Genomic DNA, 24,724 nt, shown 5'->3' with positions numbered 1-24,724 from the left:
GAAGAAGAAAATACACGGGCGGAATTAGCCGCCGCGTCTGGCGTTTAGGGCATAACCACCTTCGAGCTGGCTCGCTGCTGTGCGACATACGATTCCTGCCGCGGGAACTCCCCGCCCGGCGTGAGCCAGTCGAGTACGGCCATGCGAACGGAAATCCCGTTTTCGACCTGGTTGGTGATCAGGCTGCGCTCGTAGTCCATGACGGCGTCGCACAGTTCAACCCCCCGGTTCACGGGGCCGGGGTGCATAACGTAGAGGCCACGGTCACGGATTTCCGCCAGCCGGGCGTTGGTGATGCCGTAGACCCGGTGGTATTCCCGCACGTTGGGGAAATACTGCACGTCCTGGCGCTCCATCTGCACGCGCAGCAAGTACACGACATCGGGTGCCCAGGCCATGGCCGTTTCATAGTCGGTGAAGCGAGGGATGGTTGCAGGGCCGTACTTGGGCACCAGTGAGCCCGGGCCCAGATAAGCGACTTCGACGCCCAGCTTCTGCAGCAGAGTGCTGGTGGAGCGCGCGACGCGAGAGTGGAGGATATCGCCGATGATAAGGACTTTTTTGCCCCTAGGGTCGGGGAATTTTTCCTTGATGGTGAAGGCGTCCAGCAGTGCCTGGGTGGGGTGCTCGTGCGCCCCGTCGCCGGCATTGATGACCGACGCCGTGGTTTGGCGGGCAATCATGCCGGGCAAGCCAGAGTGACTATGGCGGACGACGATGTAGTCGGTGCGCATGGCCTGGAGCGTCTCGATTGTCTCGCGCACCGACTCGCCTTTGGTGATGGAGGAATGCTCGACGTTGAAGTTCGTCACCTCCGCTGAGAGGCGCTTGGCGGCCACCTCGAAGGAGGAGTGCGTCCGGGTGCTGGCCTCATAAAACAACATGAGCACGGACTTGCCCTCGAGGGCGGGGATTTTTTTCACCGAGCGGGTGAACAGTTTTTTAAAGGACGTGGATTGATCGAGCAGGAACTCGATTTCCTCACGGTGAAGGGATGCGATGTCGAGCAGGTCTTTACGTGCCATACCAAATAGTTGAGGAAAATGAGGTTATCTAACTAAAAAGGGCAATGTGAAGTCTTATCTGTCACTACCCATGACGCAGAAACGGGCTACCGGTGTGGGTTGAAGCAATGGCGTCAGCCGCCACGGTTGGGGAAGGGAGTGTTGGCGTCCGTGGGAGATATGAATTGACTGCGGGGCAGCGGCCGACGAACTCAACGGACATAAAAAAACCGTTTCGGAATCCGAAACGGTGGCGGGGCAACACTCAGAAAAAACAACGGAAATACCAGACGCGAAATCGGGAGAACCGATGGTGGCGAAGACCTTCCGGTCCACCCGCGGTTCCCTGCCGAGCAGGTCCCCGCGCTTCATCAACAGGTTTTTTGGTTGAAGCATGCTGCAAAATTACGGCATTGTTAAGCCCGGCAATCCATCGGCAAGATTAATTTTTTTCGCACCGCTTTTCTTGAATTTCATTTTCAACCTATCAGGCTAAACCACGCACTTTTTGTTGTTCTTTTCACCATCAAAAAAAATTATGGCTTGCGTACCCAATTGCTTTGCAAGCACAATCCATCTTAATTTTAGCTCTTTATTCCACAGCCTCAGCTAGCGGGCTGCCACTCTCCGGCGGCAAGCAGCCGATGAAGTACTCGATATTGCTGTGGAATTGGCAACGGGCCAGCCCTTTCCAGTTTTCACCGCTCGCTACCTCACCCGGCCGCTGCCCCTGCGGGCTGCCGGGTGAAATTTCAGGGAAGTTGATTTCCTCGGTACGTGCGGCCTTACCAAGGCCCGGCCGTGCCGCTCACTGATTACGCTCTCGTTTCAGTGGCATCAAAGATTGAATTTGGCAAGGAAATCAACTGCTCCCATTGCACTACTACCCCCGCGCCAACGCCTTGTTAATCCGGCTCACTAGCGCCGGGCCTTCGTAAATAAAGCCCGTGTAAAGCTGCACCAGCGACGCGCCCGCGGCTAGTTTTTCCTGCGCATCGGCCGCCGAGTGAATGCCGCCGGCGCCGATGATAGGCAGCTCGCCCTGGCTGCGCTGGTGCAAGTAGCGAATTACCTCGGTGGCCCGCGCCCGGAGCGGCCGCCCGCTCAGGCCGCCTGCTCCCAACGCCGCCACCTGCCGGGCATCCGTGGCCAAGCCCTCCCGGCTGATGGTGGTGTTGGTTGAAACCAGCCCGCTAAGCTTGGTTTCGCTGGCGATGTCGAGAATGTCATTTAGTTGCGAATCGGTCAGGTCCGGGGCTATTTTCAGCAGCAGGGGGCGCGGCTGGGCACGGCTCAGGTTGCGTTCCTGTACGCGTTGCAACAACTCTATCAGAGGTTTTTTCTCTTGCAGTTGGCGTAAGTTGGGCGTATTGGGCGAGCTGACGTTCACCACAAAGTAGTCGACTACCTCAGCCAGTGCCTCAAAACAGGCCACGTAGTCCTCGGCGGCTTGCTCGTTGGGCGTGTCCTTGTTCTTGCCAATGTTGCCGCCGATGAGAAGCTGCCGGTTTTGGCGCCGCGCCAGCCGCGCGGCCACGGCCGCCGCGCCGTCGTTGTTGAAGCCCATGCGGTTCACCAGGGCCTCGTCCTGCGGCAGGCGGAACAGGCGCGGCTGCGGGTTGCCGGACTGCGGCCGGGGCGTTACCGTGCCAATCTCCACAAACCCAAAGCCCAGCGTTGCTAGCTCATCGGTCAGGGCCGCGTTCTTGTCGAACCCCGCCGCCAAACCCACCGGGTTAGGGAATTTGAGTCCAAATACCTCCCGGGCCAAGCTCGGGTGCTGAAAGTCGTACAGGCCCCGGAGCATGGCCTTGGCCCCCGGTACGCGGGCAGCCCGCCGCAGGTTATCGAAAACCAGGTGATGGGCGCGCTCGGCGTCGAGGTTAAACAGTGCAGGTTTTACGAGTGCCTTATACATGTGCGATTGTTAGCTGGCCCAACCCTCAAGGTCAAGCTTTCGGTATTGACTGGGTTCGGCCAGGTGTTGAATCTTAATTTCCTCGGTGCCGGCCAGGTCGGCGATGGTGCGGGCCCTTTCAGAATCCGGTCGCAAGCCCAGGCCGAGAGACCCAGGCACTTCATGGCGTTGGTAGTCTCCAGCGCCTTCTGCTTGCTCAGCGGCGGCAAGATGCTGGGCAAGCGTTTGGCCAGCATCTTACCCGCGCCGGGTGGGCCTATCCTAATTAAAGTGGGCCTTCCGCCTGAAAACCGGCCCTTGCGCACCCTTCTGGCCGGTTTTTCAACAGCTAGGATATCGTCGGGGAACCGAAACCTGTAAGGCAACTCTTTTTGCATGTTCGGCAACTATGCTTAGCATGTGCAAGGTACAGCCATCTGACGGTGTTGAACCCTATTTGCACGAGCTAATGAAACAGTGGCTTTAAGTTAACTTGTGACTGTTGCTGAACTCTTGAAGACGCATTTGCCTTACCTCAAGTGCTCTGTAAAGCGTAAGGCGCCCTCTTTTGGACGTGCACGCCTCCATCAGCTCGTTTAAGACTTGCTTGTAGTGCCTTGTAACAGCCCCGGTGGTTATGGCAACCAGTAGGTGGACGTTGCCGCCCGAAGACGACAGGAAAATATGCAGGACTTAAGGTAATTTTCCTTCTCGCTGCCCTAAAAAGACCATTATGAACTATCTGGCCTTCTTATAGCAGCAAAGGGATACACTGTAAGCTGTCCCAAGCAGGCCCAAAAAGCTGTAGTGGCTGTTGCAGAACTCTCTGCTTACCCAGGACGCCTAACCGGCAAGAGGATGCGCTCAGTTACTCAGCTCAGAGTTGCAGCGGGCGACCGTAAGGCGTCAGCGTCGTCTGTGGTAGCGCCATGGCCAGACCTAGCCGCTGGTTGGGTCGGTGGTGGAATGCGCCACGAGAGGGGTGTGCGGTACTTGCCCCGGAAGTGGTGCTGCACAAATCGGCCAACGAAGGCAGAAGTGTAAAGGCCAAAAAATGAAACAACTGGGCACCAGCCTACACCCCATTCTAGCTGAAACAGTTTAGGCATTCCGTTAAAATTGGCTGTCTGATAAGTAAACGCTCTGTTTAATAGAACGCTCTGGGTGAGGTAATCTAGCTTTCGGACAGATCAAGTAAGAGGGGAAACCGCCGCTTACTTTCGTAGTAAGTACCATAAGAAGCTTGTGACAATTTAACGTGTTGCTGACAGGGACTTAACGAAGAACCGGTGCGAACTAGACAAGTTGTCAACGGTGAGCGAATCTTGTTCGCTGCCCGGTTGTGTAAATTTGTAGCTGAACGTATTCGGTCCCGCATGCGTGGGCGAGAAAGAAAAGTAAAAGTGTCCGTCTGAGCTTTGAGCAACGACCACCAGCGTGTCGAGCATCGGATACCGATCCACGGCTTGGCGATCTTACCCTACCGTTCCGACGAGCAACGTGGCCTTGCGCGGAAGCGGATCGAGCCGCTGTACCGTTCGCCCCAGATAATCGTATCCGGTACGTCGAGCAAAGGCATCAGCGTCGGCGGGTAGGGTCTGCCTACGTTGTCGAAGGCACTGATACCAATCAGCTTGCTCTGCGCATCATAGTACTGCTTTTCTTGGGCGTGGCCGAGCGAATCATAGAGGACGGTGCCTCTCAGCTGTCCATTTTGGTAGTAGGATGCTTCTTGCAGCATCCGATTGCGGTAATAGCGCCGGCTCGGGCCGTTCAACTTGTCCCGCACCAGGGTCATGCTCGCTTCCAATCGGCCCGTCGAATCAAAGAACTGGTTGGGGCCCGTGCGCTGTCCGTTGACCCAGCAGGTGGTTTCCTGCAGGCGACCGTTGGGATAGTACAAGCGCGCGATGCCAACGCGCTTGTCGTGGAACCAAGATGTAGTGCTTTTCACCCTACCAGTAGGATAGTACCAGGTGGTGAGCCCGTGCAGTTGGCCGCTTTTTATCGTTGCGGCGACCTGTAGCATGCCATCCGGGTAAAACTGCTGCTCAAGATGTTCGTGCTGATCGGACTGGCAACTTGCCCCACCCCAAGAGAGCGGAAGTAGCAGCAACAAGTTGCGCCATTGCCGAATCCTGCTTTTCATACAGCTAACAGGTAAAGTTTATTCTTTTTAGCAACCGGAACAAACATACTGGTTGAGATGCAAGAGGACGCTGTCTTAGTAAATAAGAATAATAATTAAGACAGGATAGCACCACTACAAGGCAAATAGTATGCTGGGGGAAGTTTATATTATAAAAACAACATATCGGACACTTCTTCACCCGCTTAGATTTTCCGCCGATGAGTGCGGCTTTATCTTATATGGCTACTGGCGTGGCTGCTGGTTGGGGAGCGAGATATGTCATGCTTACCCCGGCATACCGACTAGCCTCCTCTTAGCGGCAGATGATGCATACCTTCCCCAGGTTCGTTCAGCAAGGGCGTCCTTGTAGAGGATGGTTTTCTGCCAGCCAGCATGGCCAGCGTCTGGATACCGGGGACGGCTTGTAATTTCACGCGCCCTATACGCTTTGTCGTCAGAAGGGAGGCGAGGGGTCGCCTCTCAAGAGTACATAACATGAACAAAGTATCCCGTTCCCTTCTCCTGGTGCTCGTTGCGGCCTTCCTTGTTGTCGGGGCGCTCAACAAACTCGGCCAGTGGTATATACACAGCCAAAATCCTGCTTTTCTACTCGAAGCGGTGGATCAGGCGAAGCGTGCGGAACTGGTGCTTAGCAGAACAGGACCGATCTATGCCGAGGAATACAGCTTTAACAGACATGATCTGTCCAAGGATTCTCTGCCGTTTTATATCAGGCTACAAGGCGAAAAAGCCGCAGTTCTCATCAAGGGGTGGGCTACACCGCACCGGAAAGCGGAGTGGAAGATAGTTAAGTCTGATACCTCGTTCACTCCTAACTAAGGAGGCCTGCGTTCGCCCTCTTATGAATGTTGCTTTTAGCCAATACGGTGTAGAAGGACGGCAGCCGCTAGAACCCAGTCATTACATCGCTACTTACAACGCCGAACGGCGGCATTCTGCCTTGGGCTATGTAGCCCCTAGCCACTTCGAACGCAACTTCAAACTACGTCCCAATTGTGGCCGGCTTGGCTAGACCACCTCAGTTTTGCCTTATTTGTTTAACAACACCCATTGCAGGACAAGACACCGGCTTGGAACCCGCTGCAAGCAACAGCCTATTGCCAGCCGCCGCCCACGGCCCGGTACAGCTCGACGGTCGAGTTTAGCTGGGCGTTTTTGAGGGCGGCCAACTCTAGCTCGCTTTGCAGCCCGTTGCTTTGGGCGGTGATGACTTCCAGGTAGTTGGCCAGCCCATTGGCGAAGAGCAACTGGGCGTTGCGCGTGGCTTGGCGCAAGGTGCTGGCCCGCTCGGCCGCGAGTTGCTGCTGCTGGCTGAGCTTGTCGAGCCGGACCAGCGCATCGAATACTTCCTCGACGGCCACCAGCACCGACTGCCGGAACTGAAGAACCGTTTGCTCCCGTCCCACGCGGGCCAATTCGTACTGCGTGCGCAGGGCCCGCCGCTGAAATACCGGCTGGGTGAGCCCGCCCGCCACGGCCCCAAACAGGGAAGCTGGGATGTTAAACCAGTTGCTGGCTTTGAACGCATTCAGGCCACCCTGGGCCGTGATGGTGAGCGAGGGATACAGGCCGGCTTTGGCAATGCCCACGGCGGCGTTGGCCCGCGCCAGGGCCAGCTCGGCGTACTGTACGTCGGGCCGGCGGCTGAGGAGCGCGGCCGGCACTCCGGCTGGCAACGTGCTGGGCACGGCTTCCGCAGCAAGCCGGGCGTCGCGGCCCACGCGGGCGGGCAGCCGGCCGCTGAGCACACTGAGGGCGTTTTCCTGCACGGCAATTTCCTGCTCGAACTGCGGCACCAGGCGGGCCGCCGTCAGCCGCTGGGCCTGGGCCTGCTGCACGGCCACGGACGTCACTTGCCCGGCCTGAAATTGCAGCTCGATGATGCGCAAGGTGCTGTCGTTGAGCTGGATGTTGCGGCGGGCAATAACTAGCTGCGCATCCTGCAACAGCAGGTTGTAGTAGCCCTGAGCTACGTTGCTAATAAGCTGGGTCTGCACGGCTTTGCGGGCTTCTTCGGTTTGCAGGTACTCGGCCAGGGCCTGCGCCTTTCGGCTCCGAATCCGGCCCCAGATGTCGGCCTCCCACGACAAGGCGGCCCCCAAGTTGTAGTCTTCGACGTGCCGCTGGCCTAGAAACTGGCTTAGGGTGAGGCCGTTGAGGCTGTTGTCGGACGGCCGGGTGTAGGTGCCCGTGGCTTGCAGGTTTACGGCCGGCAGGTTGCCCAGCCGGGCCTGGCGTAAGGTGAGTTGCGCGGCTTCGATATTTTTCACGGCCACCAGCAAGTCGTTATTGTGGGCCAGGGCGTCGCCAATCAGCGTTTTCAGCTGCGGGTCGGCGAAGAAGCTTTGCCAGGGCAGGCGGGCCACGGACGTGGTATCGGCCCCGGCCGCCGCGTTGCGGTAGCTGGCGGGCAGGCCCAGGTCGGGCGCGGCCATATCCTGCGATACTTTGCAGGCGCCCAAAAAGTGGAGCGCGAGCAGCAGGCCGAACGTAGTTCGGCGGTTAATCAACTGTTTCATAAGAATGCCCAGGTTAGGCCAGGCTTAATTGTTCTTTGGCCGCCACGGGCGCGGTCGGTTTCCCACTGATTTTTTCTTGTAAGGCCTGAAACACCACGAACAAAACCGGGATAATAAATAAGCCCAGCACTACCCCGGACAACATCCCACCGGCGGCGCTGATGCTGATGGAATGGTTGCCAATGGCCGATGGCCCCGTGGCGCGCATCATGGGCGTGATGCCCACAATGAAGGCCAGCGACGTCATAATGATGGGCCGCAGCCGCAGGCGCGCCGCTTCCAGGGCGGCTTCGACCAAGGACAGGCCGGCCTCGCGCCGCTGCACGGCAAACTCCACGATGAGGATGGCGTTTTTGGCCAGCAGACCGATGAGCATGATGAGCGCCACCTGCACGTAAATATTGTCCTCAATTCCGGCCAGGCCGATGGCGGCGAAGACCCCAAATATGCCCGTGGGAATGGAGAGAATCACCGCAAACGGCAGGATGTAGCTCTCGTACTGCGCGGCGAGCAGGAAGTACACGAACACCAGACACAAGCTGAACACGAGCACCGCCTGCCCGCCCGAGCTGATTTGCTCTTTGGTCAAACCCGAAAACTCGTAGGTGTAGCCCTCGGGCAGGGCCGTTTGGGCCACCTCTTCCACAGCCTTGATGGCGTCGCCGGAGCTGAAGCCGGGTTTGGGCATGGCCGTCACGGAAATCGAGTTGAATAGGTTGTAGCGGGAGGCCGTTTCGGGGCCGTACACCCGTTTTAGCTGCACCAGGGTGTTGATGGGCACCATGTTGCCCAGGTTGTTCTTAACGAAAATGGCGTTCAGCGCCTCCGGCGCGCTCCGGTCGGCAATGTCGGCCTGGGCGACCACGCGGTAGTACTTGCCAAACCGGTTGAAGTCGGACGCCTGCACGCTGCCAAAGTACGTTTGCATGGTTTGCAGCAAATCGCGCATACTCACGCCCAACTGCTTGGCTTTCCGCTTGTCGATTTCCAGGTTGTACTGGGGGTAGTCGGCTTTGAACGTGGTGAAGGCCACGGCAATTTCTTTGCGCTTTATTAATTCGCCCAGGAAGCCATTGGCGGTGTTGCTGAATTTGCCCAGCTCGCCCGTGCCGGTCCGGTCCTGGAGGACCACGTCGAGGCCCTCGATATTGCTGAAGCCGGGCACGGCCGGCAGCTCAAACACGAAGGCGTTTCCGCCCTTCACGGCCCCTAGTCGGGCATGCATCTGGGCCAAGAGGTCGGGGACCTTTTTCACCGGGCCGCGCTCGGCCTCCGGTTTCAGCAGCACGAATATGATGGCCGACGAAGAGCTGGTGGAGTTGGTGAGCAGGTTGAAGCCGCTGATAACGTCCACGCCGAGCACCTGCGGCATTTTGTTGAGTTCCTGCCGGGCCTGCTCCGCCACTTGGTTCATGCGTTGCAGCGACGAGCCGGCGGGCAGCGAATAGGCGACGGCCAGAAAGCCCACGTCCTCGGTCGGGATAAACCCAGTCGGTGTGCGCTGCACCATCACGCCCGTAACCAGCACCAGCGCCGCCAGAGCGCCGAGGCTCAGCCACTTCCGGCGTACCAGCACGCGCAGGCTGCCCACGTATTTGTTGGTCAGATTAGCAAAACCGGTGTTGAAGGCCAGGAAAAACCGCTCCTTGAAGTTGCGGGGCTTCGGCTCTCCGTCCTGCGCTTGCGGGTGCAGGTCGCGCAGCAACAGCGCGCACAGGGCCGGGCTGAGCGTGAGGGCATTCACGGCCGAAATGACAATGGCAATGGCCAGCGTAAAGGCAAACTGCCGGTAAAAGAGGCCGGTCGAGCCCTTCATCAACCCGATGGGCAGAAACACGGCCGACATAATCAGCGTGATGGAAATAATGGCCCCCGTGATTTCGTGCATGGCCGCCAGCGTGGCCGGCTTGGGGGCCAAATGTTGGTGTTCCATTTTGGCGTGCACGGCCTCCACCACCACAATGGCGTCGTCGACCACGATGCCGATGGCCAGCACCAGCGCAAACAGCGTCAGCAAATTGATGGTGAAGCCAAAGAGCTGCATAAAGAAGAACGTGCCGATGATGGCCACCGGTACGGCAATGGCCGGAATCAGCGTCGAGCGGAAATCCTGCAAAAACAGGAACACGACGATGAACACCAGAATAAACGCTTCAATCAGCGTGTGTTGGACTTGCTCGATGGAGGCATCCAGCGCGACTTTGGTGCTGAACAGCATCATGTTGTGCATGCCTTTGGGGTAGCTGGTGCTGGCTTTTTCCAGCAACTTGCCCACTTCAATCTGAATCTCGTTGGCATTGGAGCCCGACAACTGCGAGATAATGAGGGCCAGCGACGGATTGCCGTTGAGCAGCGTTTTGCTGACGTAGCTGGCCGAGCCGAGTTCCACCCGGGCCACGTCCTTGAGCCGCAAAACCGAACCGTCGGGGTTGGCCCGAATCACAAATTCTTCGTAATCAACGGGTTTGTTCACCTTGCCGTCGTACTTGATAACGTACTCAAACGCTTCTTGGCTCGACTCACCGAATTTGCCGGGCGCGGCCTCCAGGTTCTGGTCCTGAATGGCGGCCAGTACTTCCTGGGTGCTCATCTGGTAGGCCGCCATCTGGCTCGGCTTCAGCCAGATGCGCATCGAATAATCCTTGCTGCCGCCAATCAAGGCCACCTGGCCCACGCCCTTGATGCGCTTGATATCGGGAATAACGTTGATGTTGACGTAGTTGGTCAGAAAGGTCTCGTCGTATTCGGCGTTGTCGCTGTAGAGAGCGGGCACCATCATCAGGCCATTTTGCTGCTTGGAGGTGGTGATGCCCCGCTGCACCACTTCGGGCGGCAGTTGGCTGGTGGCCTGCGCGACGCGGTTTTGCACGTTGACGGCCGCCTGGTCGGGGTCGGTACCCGATTCGAAAAACACCGAAATAACCAGCGAGCCGTCGTTGCTGGCCGTCGAGCTCATGTACATCATGTTCTCGACCCCGTTGATAGACTCTTCCAGCGAGGGTGCAACCGAGCGCAGAATCGTTTCGGCGTTGGCCCCGGGGTAAATGGCGGTAACCTGCACGGCCGGGGGCGCGATGTCGGGGAACCGTTCCAGGGGCAAGTTGAGCATGCCAATCACCCCCAGGATGACGAGCAGTGCGGAAATGACCGTGGCTAAAACCGGACGGTCGATAAATTGCTTGAGCATGATAATTAGTTCTTAACGAGGGGGTTGTCCGGCGTCGCTGCCGGTTTCGTGGGCTGAATGACTTCCCCTTCGTGCAAGTGGTCGAAGCCGCTGTACACAATGCGGTTGCCGGCTTTCAGACCGTTCTGCACGAGGTAGTTGGGGCCGCTTTTGCCAGCAATGACGATAGGCTGCTTGCTGACCTTGTTGCTGTCGCCGACCAGAAAGACGAAAACTTTGTCCTGCATTTCGAGGGTGGCGATCTGCGGCACGGCCACGGCGTTGGCGAAGGCCAAACCCAGCCGCACCTTGCCGGTATTGCCCGAGCGCAGCAGCCCATCCGGGTTGCGGAAGGAGGCCCGCACCGTAATCGTGCCTGTGTTTTTATCGAACTGCCCGTCGAGCAAATCAATCCGGCCCGGGCGGGCGTAGGTGCTGCCATCGGGCAGTACCAGCTCTACCGCAGGCAGTTGCTTGATTTTCTCGGCCAACGTGTTGCCCGCGTATTGGGCTTTGAACCGGATGAAATCCGTTTCGCCCAACGCGAAGTAAACGTGCACCTCGTGCACGTCGGACAGGTTGGTGAGCGCCACCGCGTCGGTGGGCGTCACCAGGCTGCCCGGCTTTTTGGGCAGGCGGCCGAGGTAGCCGCCCACTGGGGCTTTAATCAGGGTGTAGCCCAAATTAATCTGCGCCGCGGCGACTTCGGCTTGGGCCTGCTCGATGCTGGCCGAGGCAATCTGGCGGGCGGCCTGAGCCGCTTTCAACTGGAAATCGGCAATGACCTTGTTTTGCACCAGCGGCGTGAGCTTGGTTACTTCCAGCTGCGCGTTGGCCAGGGCTCCCTGGGCCGCGTGCAGGCTGGCCCGTGCCGTATTCAGCCGCTCGCGGTAAGGAGCATCGTTGATTTTAAACAGTGGCTCGCCGACCCGCACCAAGGCGCCTTCGTCGACAAACACCCGGTCGAGGGTGCCGCTCACCTGCGGCCGAATTTCCACGTTTACGGTCCCTTCGATGGACGCCGGGTAATCCTGATAGGTAGTGGCGCTCCCCGCGCGGATCTGGACAACCGGCAGCGCCTGTAAAGGCGCCGGTTGCGCCGGCTGGGAGGCTTGATTTTCTGAGCAGCCGTATAAAAACGAGGCCAGAAGTAAATAGGTAACTTTCATGTTATTAGGTAGTTGAGCGCCGGCAAGCCGTCGCTGAAAAGCGGGCAAGTGAAGAACCGGAAACAGGAATGATTTTATTAGCCGCAGCCGGACGTACCCACAGATACGGGATGAGCGGGGCGTGGCTAGTGCTTGCCAGCGGCCTTTTAGCAAGTTCAGGTATTGCCCATTCGGGGCAATTATTTCAGGGGCGAGATGCTGCTTCTAACCGAGCAAGCCGGCAAATTTCATCTAGGATAAAATGATTCTGGACTTGGGAAACTCAGAGGTCTGAAGGGGAATACTGCCTTTAAGTGAGTGGAAAAAATAACAAATGGATTGACAGGCGCGCGTCCAATAGCAATGTTTGTGATGCAACTATTTATTCTTGTTTCATTGTTTCGAACATGTGAACTAATGAAGCGGCCCATAAGTTTTTTAATTGCGCAACAATTTTTTAAAAGCGACGATAACTTGCCATCAGCCGTTGTAGGTCAAGATGATAACGGCTTTGTTTTTTGAACATGCTTGAACCTTATCCGCAAGTGCTGAGCTTGTGTGGAATTGCCCCCACCAGAAATAATTGTTGTTCACGTAGTCTATTCCCGTTGTTATGCGCCCGCTCTATCATCCGCCAATCGAAGAAATTACGGTCCAAGGCATCTTACATGCCTTGGCCGACCCGGTGCGCGTGCGCATCCTGTTGGGGCTGCTCGATTCGGATTGTACCCGGAATTGCGCCGCTTTTCTAAATGTCTATGACACGCCGCTGCCTAAGTCGACGTTGTCGAAGCATTTCACTGTTTTGCGGGAATCGGGTCTGGTTCGGAGCGAACGAAAGGGGGTAGAATTACACAATAGGGTGCGCGATAAAGATGTGCTGTCGAAATTCGGCCCCTTGATTGATGCTATTCTCGAGGCTTACCAAAAAGAAAATTAAGTAAGGCGTTAGCTAAGGCTTAGAAGAGGGTAAGAAACTTGATATAGGACCGATGAAAACGAGTGTACAACTCAGTGCTACTGTCCTTTTGGGCTAGCATGCCCAGATGGCTCACTCTGCTCTAGATTTTGTCGTAGGTTAATTGCAATTGCGCGCCAGCACTGGCATAGGCGTCTTGTTCGGCGCATTATCAAAAGAATTATAACGTGCTTGTTCACGTACTCGAGGACGGCAAATACGAAATCGATAAGTAGCGAAATTAGTCCAATCAGCCAGTTGAAGCCGAAACGCGCCCAAGCTGATGCGTAAACGACGATGACTTTTCGGGTTATCATCGTTTAATAGCTTATAACCACGCTAAATACCTCAAAACTTTGCGCGGCTTAATGCCGCACTAGTTTATCGGTGTCCAACACCAAAAAGGTCCCCTATTTTTACTCCTAACACACTAGCTCATTCTGGGACTATACAACTGAAGCGGGTTAGGCACTACTGTACGTTTTGGGAGGTATGCCAAAAAGACCGAAGCCAAAAGAAGCCCGTCACAGCACGTTCTCGGCCCCGCTGAACTGGCACCAACCCAGTAAACTGGCAGCCAATAGACTCTGCCAAGGTGCTTTTAGCTAGCCGGTGGAGTCGACATAATCAGGCGCCAGTCGGCCAGGGCGGCTTTGCGAATGGGGTTGACCTCGGCGGCATAAAAGGGACTTTCAACCCAACGGCGAAACACGTCCAAGTTTTTATACTGAACGAGCACAATGTCGTCCCACTGCTCGCCCGCCGGGCCGACCAGCGTGGTTAGGGCCGGTCCCTGGAAGAATACCTAAACTTCCTCCATCGAGTTGTGCGCCACAAAGGCTTGAATATAGTCTTGATACGCCTCCCGCCCGGAGCACGGTGCTTCGGTCGAATCCGCGCCATAGTCGGCCTGCGCCCGGTAGCGCACCAGGTTCAGCATCAGCACGGATTGGTCGGCGGGCAGCTCGCGGGCCGCCGCCAGTAGGGATTCGTAGTTGAGTTCAAGGGGTGGGGCAGCGGCCGTGACGGCGGCATGGTTGGGGGTTGTCATAGCTGAAGGTGGTTGTTTCCTACAAAAGACGCCCGAACCTGTGCGGCAACACTTAAAGTAGTTTAAGAACCGCCCGCCAGTTAGCCATTTTTTTGCGCAGCATACTCAAAAATTCGGGCGTAACGCCCAGATACGCGGCAATATGCTTCTGAGCCACGCGCTGGCGCAGCCGTGGATACTGGCGTTCAAACTGCGATAGGCGAACCTCGGCCTTCAACTCTAGGTGGGCTTCGAGGCGGCGCTGCAAGAGCTGGTAGCCGTTTTGGGTGAGAATGCGAAAGAAGCGCTCGAACTTAGGTACCTGCTGGCAAAGCCGTTCCAGGTGGTCGAGGCCCAAGTGCAGCACGTCGGTAGCTTCTAGGGCTTGCAGCGCAAGCGTGGCCGGGGCCCGATTAAAGAAAGCGGCATTATCGGTGCACCACCAGCCTTCGGTCGCAAACGCCAGAATATGCTCCTTGCCGTGAGCATCGGTGGCATAGGTGCGCACGCAGCCCCGCACCACAAACGTGAGGTACTGCGCCCGCTGGCCGGCCACCAGCAACGCGCCGGAGCGGACAATGTGCTGGGGCACGAGCAGCGTCGTAAAAAAGGCCGCCTCGTTGGGCGTGAGCGAGATGTGACGAGCGACGTTGGCCAAGATGTCGGGGTACATGGGGGTCGGCTAAAAGCTTGACACAAAACTCAATTGGCGAAAGTCGGTCAAAGAGGAGCTTGTTCAACGTTTAGATAAAGTTATCTACCATAGCTGCCCTTGCTTATTTCCTCCAACGAGGCGGCTGACGTGGTGGTGCACTACGCCACTCTGCCCGCGGACGGCCCCAATGGCAAATTTTTCAATCACGCCGGCGAATTCAACGCATCCGGGAAACGCCTTGGTAAGCCAAGCCAGGGTAAACGAGTGGTTCAACCAAAGCCCGGCTTACGAACTTATCGACGCGGATATTGCCATTCTGAATAGTCAAAGGCAGCAACGTAGGCAGGGGAACTGCTGCTCTCAAACAGACCAGCCCCCGTCCACGTTTAAGGGGGCGCCCGTGATGTAGCTGACCGTATCGCTAGCCAGAAATGCCACGACCTCTCCGACTTCCTGCGCCGTGCCCAACCGGCCCAAGGCAATGGGTTACCGCAGCGCGGCCAGGGTGGCGGCGTCCGTGGGGGTCATGTCCGTCTCGATGAGGCCGGGCTGCACGATGTTGACCGTGATGTTGCGCGGGGCTAGGTCGCGGGCTCAGCCGCGGGTGTAGGCCGCCAGCAGGGGGGCTTTGCGCACGTAGTCGTTGCTGGCCGGGCAGCCCACTATGAACCTGGCCAACTGCCGCCGGCTGATAGAGAACGGTGCCAGTGTACGGTCGTAGCCTACGAGCATCTCTCTGGGTTGTTCCTTGTCGTTCAGAGTCACGGCCGGGCAATGGTCCAGTTCAGGCCGGGTTCCCGCAGCAGGGTTTCCTGCCGATAGTGGTCGGCGAAGGTGAGGTGGAAGTTGGTGAGTTTAATCATCCAGCGCACGAGGAAAATCACAGTCAGGAAGTGTTTCCCCGATTACCTCGACTAAGCCGGCTCGTTAGCAACCGAGCCTTGACCTGGTTTGATTTGCTTAGCTTAGCTTTGCGCATGGCTCTATCTCCCTTGGTTTCAACTACGCTGCCCGACCCGCGCAGTCTGGACGTCCCCGCTGCTCCGTTGCCAGCCATCGTTGCTTCGGGCCAGGTCAATGTGTATGCCCGCGAACAGTTCCGCATGCGCCAACTCACGTTTGGCCGGCGCGATTACTACAAGGTAGCCCTGACTACGGGCCGCAGCCGCTACAACTACGCCACCCGCGGCGTGCTGATTGAACGGCCCGCGCTGGTTTTCTCCAACCCGCTCATTCCCTATTCCTGGGAGCCCGTGTCGGAAGAGCAGGGCGGCTATCTGTGCATGTTTCCCGAGGAATTCCTTCTGCGGGACCGCGCGGCCAGCTTGCAGGAGTCCCCGCTGTTCCGGCTCGGCAGCGACCCGGTGTTTTTTCTGGACGAGGCGCAGTACGCCGACTTGGCCCACCTCTTCGGCAAGATGCTCCAAGAATTGAATTCGGGCTACCGCTACCAGCAGGAAGTGGTGCGCAACTACCTGGGACTGGTCATCCACGAGGCGCTGAAATTGCAGCCGCAGGCTACCTACTACCAGCATCCCAACGCTGCCTCGCGCATCGTAACCCTGTTTCAAGGGCTACTGGAGCGGCAGTTTCCCATCGACTCGCCCGACCACGGGCTGAAGCTGCGCACCCCAGCCGACTTTGCCCGCCAGCTTTCGGTACACGTCAACCACCTCAATCGGGCCGTGCGCGCGCTCACCGGCAAACCCACGTCCGCGCACATTGCCGAGCGCATCATCGCCGAGGCCAAAGCCCTGCTCCAGCACACGAGCTGGAGCACCGCCGAAATTGCCTACGGGCTGGGGTTTGAATACCCCACGTATTTCAACAACTTCTTTAAAAAGCAAACCACCACCACGCCGTCGGCGCTGCGCGCCTTGCTTAGTCGGGAGCACGCCCCCACCTCGCCGGTGGTTTGAATGTCTTACACATTCGTTTGAATCTCGTTAGGGAACCGCTTCCAGTGGGGGGACCTTTGTGCTGTTCAGTTAACTCACTAGCCCCTTCCCATGAAGTACGCTCTCATTACCGGCGCCAACAAAAGCATCGGCTTGGAAACCGCCCGCCAACTGCTCCAGCAGGGCTACTACGTGTACCTGGGCAGCCGCAGCCTGGAAAACGGCCAGCAGGCCGTGGCCCAACTTCACGCCGAAGGACTCACCCAAGTCGAGCCCCTTCAGCTTGATGTTGCTGATAGCGCCTCCATCACGGAGGCCCGCGAGGCAGTAGGCCAGAAAACGGCCGTGCTGGATGTGCTCGTCAACAATGCCGGCATCAGCGGGGGGATGCCGCAACCCACGCTCAGCACTAGTGTCGACTTGATTAAGCAAGTGTTCGAAACCAATGTCTTTGGGGTGATATCGGTAACGCAGGCGTTTATCGACCTGCTGCGGCAAGCACCGGAACCCCGCATCGTGAACGTGACGACGGGACTGGCCTCGCTGACCCTGCACCACGACCCGACGTGGAGGTATTACAACATCACGGGCGCGGCGTACCACCCGTCCAAAGCGGCCCTGAATGCCTACACGGTGATGCTGGCCCAGGAGCTGCGCGATACGCCGTTCAAAGTCAATGCCGTGGACCCCGGCTATACCGCCACCGACTTCAACCACCACAGCGGCCCCGGCACCGTGCCCGATGCCGCCGCCCGCGTCGTCAAAGCCGCCTTGTTGGCCCCTGATGGACCTACCGGCCAATTTTTCAGCGACGACAACGCCCCCGAAACGGGCATCAGTCCCTGGTAGCGCCGGCCCCGCAGTTGGCCGCGGAGCTGTTACCGCTTGGCAATCAGCAATCAGCTTCACTACACTAAACCTCTTTCCAAAACCATGAAAATCATTCTCACCGGGTCATTGGGGCACATTGGTCAGCCCCTGGCCCAACAGCTGGTTCGCGAAGGCCACGCCGTCACGGTCATCAGCAGCAAGGCCGACAAGCGGGCCGCCATTGAGGCGTTGGGCGCCACGGCGGCCATCGGTTCTTTGGAAGACGCCGATTTTCTGGCTACCACCTTTGCCGACGCCGACGCCGTGTACTGCATGGTGCCGCCCAACATGGCCGCGCCCGACGTGCTGGCCCATTACCGAACCATCGGCCATAGCTACGCCCAGGCCATTCAGCAAGCGGGCGTGCGGCGGGTGGTGCACCTGAGCAGCTGGGGCGCCGACTTGGACCAGGGCACTGGCTTCATCTTAGGTTCGCATCAAGTTGAAGGCATCTTGAACGCGCTGCCCGACGTGGCGCTGACCCACCTGCGGCCGGGTTCTTTCTACTACAACCTGTACGGCTTCGTTGGGATGATAAAGGTGCAGGGGATTATCGGCTCGAACTACGGCGGCGAGGACGTAATCGTGCTGTCCGCGCCCACAGATATTGCCGCCGCCGCCGCTGAAGAGCTGACGAAAACGGCGGCCCCTGGCACCCGCGTGCGCTACCTGGCCAGCGACGAGCGCCCCGCCCGCGAGGTGGCGCGGGCGCTGGGCACGGCCATCGGCCAGCCCGACCTGCAATGGCTCACCTTCGACGACAAACAGACGCAACGCGCCCTGGAAGCGCAGGGCGTGCCGGCCCACATCGCCACCAGCTACGTAGAACTGGGTGCCAGCATCCACAGCGGGGCCATGCGGCAGGGCTACCTTCAGCACCAGCCCCAAACGATGGGAAAGGTGAAAGCCGAAGATTTCGCTAAGGAGTTTGCCACGGCGTTTCAGAAAGCCTGAGTGCGCGCCGGGAAGGTCAGTGTCAACCTCATCCATTCCTAAAATCAAACCCAATGAAACTTTCTGATAAAGGCCCCCTGGCGTCCGTGCCCACCCTGGCGTCCGTGCTCGAACCCGTTTCGCAAGCCATTCAGGGCTGGCCCGGCATTATTGCTGCCGCGCACTGGGACCTTTACCGGGTGGGCGAAGTGGTGGACGGAGCCGATTTTTACGTGGGCGAGGAAGAACTGGGCCACATTCACCTCAGCGGCGACGTGCACCTGGCCAGCAGCCCCGCCGTGGGGCAGGCGCTGGTGGCCGGCGGCTGGGCGCAGCCCATGCGCTTTGGCGGCGCGCAGTATAGAGGCTGGACGGAGTTCCGAGTGCGCACCGCTGCCGACGCGGCGCACGCCACCTGGCTGTTCGAACTGAATTACCAGCGGCTGCGCGGCCACTCCGAGGCCAAGTTGGTCGCCGCAATTGCCGCTTACCGGCCCGCTGCTTAACCGCAGGCGCAACTGCAAAGGACGCGCTTGGGCTGATTAGGAGACTACCACGGGCAATTGGCCGGGGCGGGAAAGTATTCCTCACTGAAGTACTGGCCGGTAGGGCCATCCGGGCCCAGCAGCGCATACTTGACGAGGCGCTGCCCGGCCTCCTCGGCCGTGCTGGTGCCTTGGTGACCCGTAAAGTCCGTTTTGGTGTAGCCCGGACACACCGCGTTGACTTTGAAGGCCGTGTCCCGCAGTTCGTGGGCCAGGTTGACGGTGTACATGTTCAGGGCCGTTTTCGACGACTGGTACACGGGGAAGCGGTAGTCGAAATTGCGATTATCGAGGTCGGCGTAGGTCGTCAGCGATGCCATGGCGGTGCTCACGTTGACGATGCGGGGTTGTGACGCTTTTTCCAGCAGGTCGAGGAAGGCCTGCGTGACCCCAACTACGCCGAACAGGTTGGTTTCAAACACGGTCCGCAACTGCTCCAACGTGGCATGTCGGGCCGTTTGGGACATGCTACCGGAGATGCCGGCGTTGTTGACCAGCACGTCCAGCACCGACGTTTTCTCGCCAATTGCTGCCCGGGCCGCCCGGATGGACTCGGGCTTGGTGACATCTAGTTGTACGGCCTCGACGGTCGTGAGCCCCGCGGCGCAGAGTTGCTGGACGGCGGCCTCGCCACTTTCTAATTTACGGCTGCCGAGGTACACGAAAAAGCCCTGCTGGGCGAGTTGTTTGGCGACTTCCAGGCCAATGCCCTTGTTTGCGCCGGTTACCAATGCTGACTTCATATGGTTGAATGTTGTGAACTTGTATGGGAAAATGAACCGGCGGAACCACTCCAACCGGGTAGTGTGACAAGAGGTATATCATTGCCGTTGAGATATTTGCGAGGGGTTGCCGAGTAGTTGCGACAAGCATAGGGAGCCCTGAACGCCCGCAGGGACGCTACTCGCGGCGGAACGCGGGGCTATTGGAAAGGAGTTGGTGGCTTGCGGCCTCAGCCGGCGACCGGCCGGTAGTTGAGCCCGTGCCCCGCCAGGGCCGTGGGAGAATAGCCGAACTGCTTTTTGAAGGCAAACGAAAAATGCGCGAGATTCTCGAAGCCGACCTCCAGGTACACCTCCACGGGCTTCCGGCTTTTCTCGGCTAACTGGTAGTGGGCCAGCGTCAAGCGTTTTTGGGTAAGCCAGCGCTGCGGACTCAGATGAAACGCTTTTTTGAAGTCCCGCTTGAAGGTGGTGAGGCTGCGGCCGGTCAGGTAGCTAAACTCGGCCAAGGAGATGTTGAACATGTAGTTGGCTTCCATGAACTCGACCAGGTTCAGCTTTCCGGGCTCGGCGAAGTCGGCCAGCACCCCGTCGCTCCGCGGGTCGAGGCTGCGCAGGATTTCCAGCACCTCCGTAATCTTCACGGCCAGCAGCTTTTCCGGCAAGCGGTGTTCCAGCTCCAAATAAGGCAGCAGCGAAGCGAAAAGGCTTTGCAACAGCGGGCTTTTCGGGAACAGCAACAGGCCGGGAGAAGCTGGTTGAGCGGGTGCCGGCGGGTTCTGCGTGTAATATTCCTTGACAAGGGCCGTGGGCAGCTTCAGCACCACGGCCCGGTAGGCGACGCCGTCTTTGGGGTACTTCAGCAGAAGAGCGGGCTGCTTTCGGGGCAATAGCACTGTGTCGCCCGGTCCGCAGTAGCGCGTGCGGTCGGCCTGCACCACTTTCAACTCGCCGGCCAGCACGCTCACCAGGATGTTGTCCTCGAAGGTTACCTCCCTGCCGTAGCGCCGGTCGCCGTGACAAACGAGTATCATTTCCGCGTAGCGGTTTTGTTGCTTGCAGGTCATTGAGATTGGAATTACGTGCGTGCCGAATAGTGTGCTCCAACACGAAGGGCTACTTGGTACAACAAAATTAGGCCGCCCTTCGCCGGGGCACTTTGTTTAGAAGGCCGAATTTGCTTTACTCAGCGGGCCACCCAACCAAGCGGCTACCACACTGGCTGTGTGCCCTCTCTTACTTGTGCTCCCTTCCGTAATGATAAGCTCTCTACGTAGCGGTACTAATCGGCGCGCTGGTTGTTCATCGAAAATGAAAGAGGTGCTGATTCCCAAATTTTTTACTCTACAACACGAAGGAAACAGCGGACCCGAACCGGTTTTTCAACGTCTTGCGCGTGGGCCACGCCGGTGCTGCTCCCAGCAACACCCATTACGTGCCGCATGGCCACGCCCAACTCTATAAACTCATGTGGATATTGGCCGGGCAGTAACCTTGACCATTGACGAAGTCACCTACTTACTCAGACCAAATACGCTCTGCGTTATTGCCGCCGGCAGCGTCCATGAGTCGGGGGCGTCGCCGGACTACGCTAGCATTCTACTGCTTTTTTCGGCTATTTGTAGAGCACTGCCGCTGGCGACTCCCGTTACGTACACCTCGCCGGAAGGCGTCGCCACCAAGCTCGACATTCTGATAGTACCAGCGTTGCCATACGCATTAGGGCCACTGGTCTTTACCTCTGCCATCCAACGCCACTGACCGGCGAGAGCTTGTGCGACAAATCCTCTTTCGCCGGGCCCAATGGTGCTAGCAGCGCCAAACTGGCGTACGGCGTTCAACTTGGCATAGTGATGCTGATGCCCACCAACTATATAGCTACGCCCGGCATTGCTCTGATCGGATATTTGTTTTTGGAAAAGTTAAGTGAAATAGTAATTGGTCTCGCACCAGCTTCAGAAAAGCACTAAAGTCCATCTCTGCTTTGCTAGTGCCTGATCCAGTATTTTTTTAATCTAAGCACTTGTTCTATCTGCTGCTCTCGGTTTTATATTCTGTCTGGAATGCAACGATGCAGGGCCTTTCGGTTTCTTCCTGTAGACTTACCCCACCATCTTCTCCCTGGTTGTTATGCGACTCTGTCACTTTGCCTTTTGCGGCCTGTTGGTGAGCATTCCCCTCCTCAGCTGCGCACAATCTACTGCGGCCCCTACTGACGAGGCACCCGCCTACCGTTTTTATGTGGGGGTGGGGGCCTATAGCAGCCAACACGAGCACTGGGGTCGCCGCGACGGGCTACCGTTCACCTCTCCTATACAGCTCACACTCGGCTACCAATTGCGCCCACGCCTAGCCCTGCAGGTGAGCGGGGTGTCCGCGGCCACGGAAGGGGGTATTGCGGGCTTCGTGCCGCAAGCCAATGGCACACTTCTTCCTTACTCCCGGACGTATGGCAACCGGTCCACTTCCCTGTCGGCGCTGGGGCGCTACACGCTCACCCGCACGCTGGCCCACCGGTTGCAGGTCGACGGGCTCGGCGGCTTGACGCTGCACCATTACTCCTATGACGGCACGGGTTCCTACCCCGATACAAACGCGCCCGGGGGCTTCGGGACCTACGACCAGCAATCGCGCAATACAGACGTCTTACTCACGGGAGGCGCGAGCGTGCGCTACCGGCTCAGCGCGCACCTGGAGGCCGTCGCCGATGGAATGGTGAGCACCAGCCTGCGGGCCTTACGGGATATAACCCCGGCAGGCGCCTTGGGCCTGCGCTATAATTTCGGCCACCGGTAAGCCACTCGCCCCTTAGCTAGCCACATTACGCCAGCAGGCGTCCGTCGCCAGCAGCAACCAAAAGGAGCTTTGCCAGAAGCCTCTTTTAGTGTAAACGCAAAAGCAATTAGCCTAGCGTTGATGATAAAGGGCAACAAATGAGCCTGTGACGCTCAAAGAACGAGCGTTTCTAGTAAGGTATAAAGCCCGTAACGTTAATTAAAAGGTGCTTGGCAACCGTGACGATACTCTCTCAGGAAGCTTGATTTGGGGGCCTTCTTCGGCGAGGCTAACCTAGATTGCCGGGAGGGGACCCGCTTACTGGGTTTACGCGTGGCTAGGATTAGCGCATCACCTCGAGCGTTCCCGTCAACCGCTGCCCGGTGCGTGAATTGGTCAGCTGGTAGTAATACACGCCGGCGGGCTGCTCGGCGGCCCGCCAGTCATTGGCGTAGGAGTCGGCCTGGAATATCTGCCGGCCCCAGCGGTTGAAAAGCCGACACTGCCACTCGGCCGCCTCGAGGCCCTGCAGCACGAACGTCTCGTTGCGCGTGTCGCCGTTGGGCGTGATGAGGTTCGGAATGAGGCAGGCGACGGGGCGCACCTCCAACTGGGCGCGGGCCGTGCAGCCCAACGTATCGGTGACGTCCACCCAATACGCGCCCGCCGCCTGCACCACCAGCGTTGCCTGCGTCGAGCCATCCGACCAGCGGTAGTGGGTGCCAGCCGGCTGCGGGGTGAGCCGCAGCGTCGCCGTGGTTCCGGAACAGAGCGTTCGCAGCGGCTGCACAAATGCGACGGCGGGGGGCGGGCTAATAGTCAGGCTCCGGCGGGCCAGCAAGCGCGTGCCGTCCGAGAGCCGGACCCGGAGCGTGACGCTATACAGGCCGGCTTGGTTGTAGGTATGGGTTGGGGCGCCCCCCGCCGCCGAATCCGCCGCGCCACTACCCGGGTCACCAAACTGCCAGTGGATACTCGCCAGCGAATCCGGCGGGAGAAGGGCGGCAAAGTGGGTGGGGGCACCCACGCACGCCGGGGTGGCCGTCAGCGCCAGCGTCGGGGCCGGCAACTCCTGCACGATGTTTTGCAGGCCAATATTGCCGCCCCGCCCGCCCAGCGAAACGGCACTCTCCACGAAGCGGCACCCCACCCCGGATTGGTTGGGGTGCTCAATGACGCCGACAAAGCGCGACTTATAACTTTGCGACACGTAGATTTTGCCATCGGGCCCGAGTTCGAGGCCGCCGGTATAGTTGATGAACGGCTCGCTTCGCAGGGGTAGATCCACGGCTGAGGCAAGTATGGCGGCCCAACTGCCCGCGCTCAGATCGTACTGCCGAATCTGGGCAATCGTCGTGAGCCGGTGCAGGTAGAGCTTGCTATTGTCCGGCGAGAACGCCACCCCGTTGTTCCACGCCGAGCCGGCGGGCAGGGCCTGCGGGCTACTCACCTGCCCGGTGGCGGGATCAAAGGCCAGGAGCTCGACCCCCACGATTTGCTGATTGACGGCGAGCAGCCGGCCATTGGGGGCAAACTTCATCGGGCCACCAAAATCGGTGTGTATGCTGCCCACCGCACTCACCACCGGGGTGGCACTCACCCCGGCCGCGGTGACCAGGTAGCTGTAAAAGACGTTGGTGCGGTAGCCGTGCACCACCACCCACACGTCGCGCCGGTTGGCGTGCTGCACGCCCGCCAGCTTTTCGGCCAGCACGCTGCCGGGGCCGGCTGGCTGCAGGGGCACGTTCTGGGTGGCGGGCACGGCATTGCCCAGGCCGTTGCGCAGGCGCACGTCCAGCAGCGAATACTGTAGGCCCCGGTACACCGGGCCTGTGGGCGGCGGGGGCCGGTCGAGGGTGAAAACGTAGTAGCGGCCGTCGCCGGCGGGGTGGCGCACGAATAAGGCACTCGCGTGGACTGATCCCCCCAGGCCGGTGCCGCAGGGCGCACAGGCGGCGGGCAGGGCCGTGTGCGTGCGGTCCCAGACGGACTGTCCGTTGGTATAGAAGAGCAGGGTGCCTTGGGCGTCGGCGATGGTGGCGCAGGTCTCGTTGACACTAGTGCGGCTTAGCCCGACGGCCTGCGGGCGGCCCGTCTGGAAGGAGAGGCCGGTGCCTTCGCCAAAGTACCAGTGGGTGTTGGCCGCTTGCGCCCAAGCGGCGCTGTGTGGGCTGAGCAACAGCGCGAGGAACCCCCAGTAGCCCCCGACGGTGCGCCGCAACCGGTAGCAATACCGGCGCAGACGTGTACTAAACGAGGCAAAAGGCGGCACGGGAAAGAAGATAAAATCGCAGAGGGTAGACAGCAACTCGCCACCGAATAACAAGATAGGCGGTTGGGGCCAATGATCTTATCTATCTAATTAGAGAGTAGTAAGGTGATATAGTTGAAACGGACAGCGAGAAGTCTGAAGGCCACTTGAACCTTTTCTAAAGGTCCGCCTGCAGGGTGC

General features: G+C 58.8%; 24 protein-coding genes and 1 pseudogene. 8 read left to right on the top strand and 17 right to left on the bottom strand.

The features are described 5' to 3' along the window. Positions 1-44 precede the first annotated feature (44 nt). The 5 genes and pseudogenes from ACFE7X_RS06515 to ACFE7X_RS06495 all read right to left on the bottom strand — a co-directional run bounded on the left by ACFE7X_RS06515 (position 45) and on the right by ACFE7X_RS06495 (position 5,050). Complete coding sequence (locus ACFE7X_RS06515; protein ID WP_375434861.1) at positions 45-1,025, bottom strand: aspartate carbamoyltransferase catalytic subunit; 981 nt, start codon at positions 1,023-1,025, stop codon at positions 45-47. 862 nt (positions 1,026-1,887) lie between these two features. Beyond that, entirely contained in the window at positions 1,888-2,922 is a 1,035-nt protein-coding gene (locus tag ACFE7X_RS06510) for a quinone-dependent dihydroorotate dehydrogenase (RefSeq protein ID WP_375434860.1), read from the bottom strand. A 9-nt stretch (positions 2,923-2,931) separates the two neighbouring features. Further along, positions 2,932-3,089, bottom strand: a pseudogene (locus ACFE7X_RS06505) (magnesium chelatase); the annotation flags it as partial. A 689-nt stretch (positions 3,090-3,778) separates the two neighbouring features. Further along, positions 3,779-3,952, bottom strand: coding sequence for a hypothetical protein (locus tag ACFE7X_RS06500; RefSeq protein ID WP_375434859.1), 174 nt, complete (start codon positions 3,950-3,952; stop codon positions 3,779-3,781). 429 nt (positions 3,953-4,381) lie between these two features. Then, positions 4,382-5,050 (bottom strand): toxin-antitoxin system YwqK family antitoxin, encoded by a 669-nt coding sequence (locus tag ACFE7X_RS06495; protein ID WP_375434858.1) that lies wholly within the window; start codon positions 5,048-5,050, stop codon positions 4,382-4,384. 477 nt (positions 5,051-5,527) lie between these two features. Here ACFE7X_RS06495 and ACFE7X_RS06490 point away from each other — a divergent pair, with 477 nt between their 5' ends. After that, positions 5,528-5,872, top strand: coding sequence for a hypothetical protein (locus ACFE7X_RS06490; protein WP_375434857.1), 345 nt, complete (start codon positions 5,528-5,530; stop codon positions 5,870-5,872). A gap of 275 nt (positions 5,873-6,147) precedes the next feature. On the opposite strand, the gene ACFE7X_RS06485 is transcribed toward ACFE7X_RS06490, so the two are convergent. The 3 genes from ACFE7X_RS06485 to ACFE7X_RS06475 are packed head-to-tail and all read right to left on the bottom strand — an operon-like array spanning position 6,148 to position 11,907. Then, complete coding sequence (locus tag ACFE7X_RS06485) at positions 6,148-7,572, bottom strand: efflux transporter outer membrane subunit (RefSeq protein WP_375434856.1); 1,425 nt, start codon at positions 7,570-7,572, stop codon at positions 6,148-6,150. Between the two features lie 13 nt (positions 7,573-7,585). Beyond that, positions 7,586-10,759, bottom strand: coding sequence for an efflux RND transporter permease subunit (locus ACFE7X_RS06480; protein ID WP_375434855.1), 3,174 nt, complete (start codon positions 10,757-10,759; stop codon positions 7,586-7,588). Positions 10,760-10,764: 5 nt separating this feature from the next. Further along, positions 10,765-11,907, bottom strand: a complete 1,143-nt coding sequence (locus ACFE7X_RS06475) for an efflux RND transporter periplasmic adaptor subunit (protein WP_375434854.1) — start codon at positions 11,905-11,907, stop codon at positions 10,765-10,767. A gap of 592 nt (positions 11,908-12,499) precedes the next feature. Here ACFE7X_RS06475 and ACFE7X_RS06470 point away from each other — a divergent pair. After that, positions 12,500-12,826, top strand: coding sequence for an ArsR/SmtB family transcription factor (locus tag ACFE7X_RS06470; protein WP_375434853.1), 327 nt, complete (start codon positions 12,500-12,502; stop codon positions 12,824-12,826). Positions 12,827-13,445: 619 nt separating this feature from the next. Here the strand turns inward: ACFE7X_RS06470 and ACFE7X_RS06465 are convergent. The 6 genes from ACFE7X_RS06465 to ACFE7X_RS06440 form a co-directional block, all read right to left on the bottom strand. Beyond that, the gene (locus tag ACFE7X_RS06465; RefSeq protein WP_375434852.1) at positions 13,446-13,583 is read right to left on the bottom strand and encodes a hypothetical protein; all 138 of its coding nucleotides are present in this window, start codon (positions 13,581-13,583) and stop codon (positions 13,446-13,448) included. A 66-nt stretch (positions 13,584-13,649) separates the two neighbouring features. Beyond that, positions 13,650-13,895, bottom strand: coding sequence for a hypothetical protein (locus ACFE7X_RS06460; RefSeq protein ID WP_375434851.1), 246 nt, complete (start codon positions 13,893-13,895; stop codon positions 13,650-13,652). A gap of 52 nt (positions 13,896-13,947) precedes the next feature. Further along, positions 13,948-14,547 carry a Crp/Fnr family transcriptional regulator gene (locus ACFE7X_RS06455; protein ID WP_375434850.1) on the bottom strand — a complete coding sequence of 200 codons (600 nt, stop codon included), beginning with the start codon at positions 14,545-14,547 and terminating at the stop codon, positions 13,948-13,950. A 342-nt stretch (positions 14,548-14,889) separates the two neighbouring features. Beyond that, the gene (locus tag ACFE7X_RS06450; protein ID WP_375434849.1) at positions 14,890-15,006 is read right to left on the bottom strand and encodes an SDR family oxidoreductase; all 117 of its coding nucleotides are present in this window, start codon (positions 15,004-15,006) and stop codon (positions 14,890-14,892) included. Between the two features lie 117 nt (positions 15,007-15,123). Further along, positions 15,124-15,294 (bottom strand): hypothetical protein, encoded by a 171-nt coding sequence (locus tag ACFE7X_RS06445; RefSeq protein ID WP_375434848.1) that lies wholly within the window; start codon positions 15,292-15,294, stop codon positions 15,124-15,126. Further along, a complete protein-coding gene (locus ACFE7X_RS06440; protein WP_375434847.1) occupies positions 15,291-15,413 on the bottom strand; it encodes a hypothetical protein in 123 nt (40 codons plus the stop codon). The genes ACFE7X_RS06445 and ACFE7X_RS06440 overlap by 4 nt, the downstream gene beginning before the upstream one ends. Before the next feature lie 93 nt (positions 15,414-15,506). Between ACFE7X_RS06440 and ACFE7X_RS06435 the strand changes: the two genes are divergently transcribed. From ACFE7X_RS06435 to ACFE7X_RS06420, 4 genes are all read left to right on the top strand, one after another. Then, positions 15,507-16,448: a helix-turn-helix domain-containing protein gene (locus ACFE7X_RS06435; RefSeq protein ID WP_375434846.1), complete on the top strand. Its 942-nt coding sequence runs from the start codon at positions 15,507-15,509 to the stop codon at positions 16,446-16,448. A gap of 90 nt (positions 16,449-16,538) precedes the next feature. Next, a complete protein-coding gene (locus ACFE7X_RS06430) occupies positions 16,539-17,276 on the top strand; it encodes an SDR family oxidoreductase (protein WP_375434845.1) in 738 nt (245 codons plus the stop codon). A gap of 84 nt (positions 17,277-17,360) precedes the next feature. After that, positions 17,361-18,251 (top strand): NAD(P)H-binding protein, encoded by an 891-nt coding sequence (locus ACFE7X_RS06425; protein WP_375434844.1) that lies wholly within the window; start codon positions 17,361-17,363, stop codon positions 18,249-18,251. A gap of 53 nt (positions 18,252-18,304) precedes the next feature. After that, positions 18,305-18,736, top strand: coding sequence for a luciferase family protein (locus tag ACFE7X_RS06420; RefSeq protein ID WP_375434843.1), 432 nt, complete (start codon positions 18,305-18,307; stop codon positions 18,734-18,736). 44 nt (positions 18,737-18,780) lie between these two features. Here the strand turns inward: ACFE7X_RS06420 and ACFE7X_RS06415 are convergent, their stop codons facing one another. Then, the gene (locus ACFE7X_RS06415; protein ID WP_375434842.1) at positions 18,781-19,518 is read right to left on the bottom strand and encodes an SDR family oxidoreductase; all 738 of its coding nucleotides are present in this window, start codon (positions 19,516-19,518) and stop codon (positions 18,781-18,783) included. Between the two features lie 209 nt (positions 19,519-19,727). Then, a complete protein-coding gene (locus tag ACFE7X_RS06410) occupies positions 19,728-20,564 on the bottom strand; it encodes a helix-turn-helix domain-containing protein (protein ID WP_375434841.1) in 837 nt (278 codons plus the stop codon). A gap of 403 nt (positions 20,565-20,967) precedes the next feature. Between ACFE7X_RS06410 and ACFE7X_RS06405 the strand changes: the two genes are divergently transcribed. Further along, positions 20,968-21,258 (top strand): hypothetical protein, encoded by a 291-nt coding sequence (locus tag ACFE7X_RS06405; protein ID WP_375434840.1) that lies wholly within the window; start codon positions 20,968-20,970, stop codon positions 21,256-21,258. Positions 21,259-21,627: 369 nt separating this feature from the next. Then, positions 21,628-22,293, top strand: a complete 666-nt coding sequence (locus ACFE7X_RS06400; RefSeq protein WP_375434839.1) for a hypothetical protein — start codon at positions 21,628-21,630, stop codon at positions 22,291-22,293. A 322-nt stretch (positions 22,294-22,615) separates the two neighbouring features. Here ACFE7X_RS06400 and ACFE7X_RS06395 read toward each other — a convergent pair whose 3' ends face one another. Further along, positions 22,616-24,544 (bottom strand): gliding motility-associated C-terminal domain-containing protein, encoded by a 1,929-nt coding sequence (locus ACFE7X_RS06395; RefSeq protein WP_375434838.1) that lies wholly within the window; start codon positions 24,542-24,544, stop codon positions 22,616-22,618. Between the last annotated feature and the right edge of the window lie 180 nt (positions 24,545-24,724).

It is taken from the genome of uncultured Hymenobacter sp. (assembly GCF_964242765.1).
Lineage (GTDB): Bacteria > Bacteroidota > Bacteroidia > Cytophagales > Hymenobacteraceae > Hymenobacter.
Note: the sequence above shows the minus strand (reverse complement) of the source record. Positions and strands in the feature narration are given on the sequence as shown.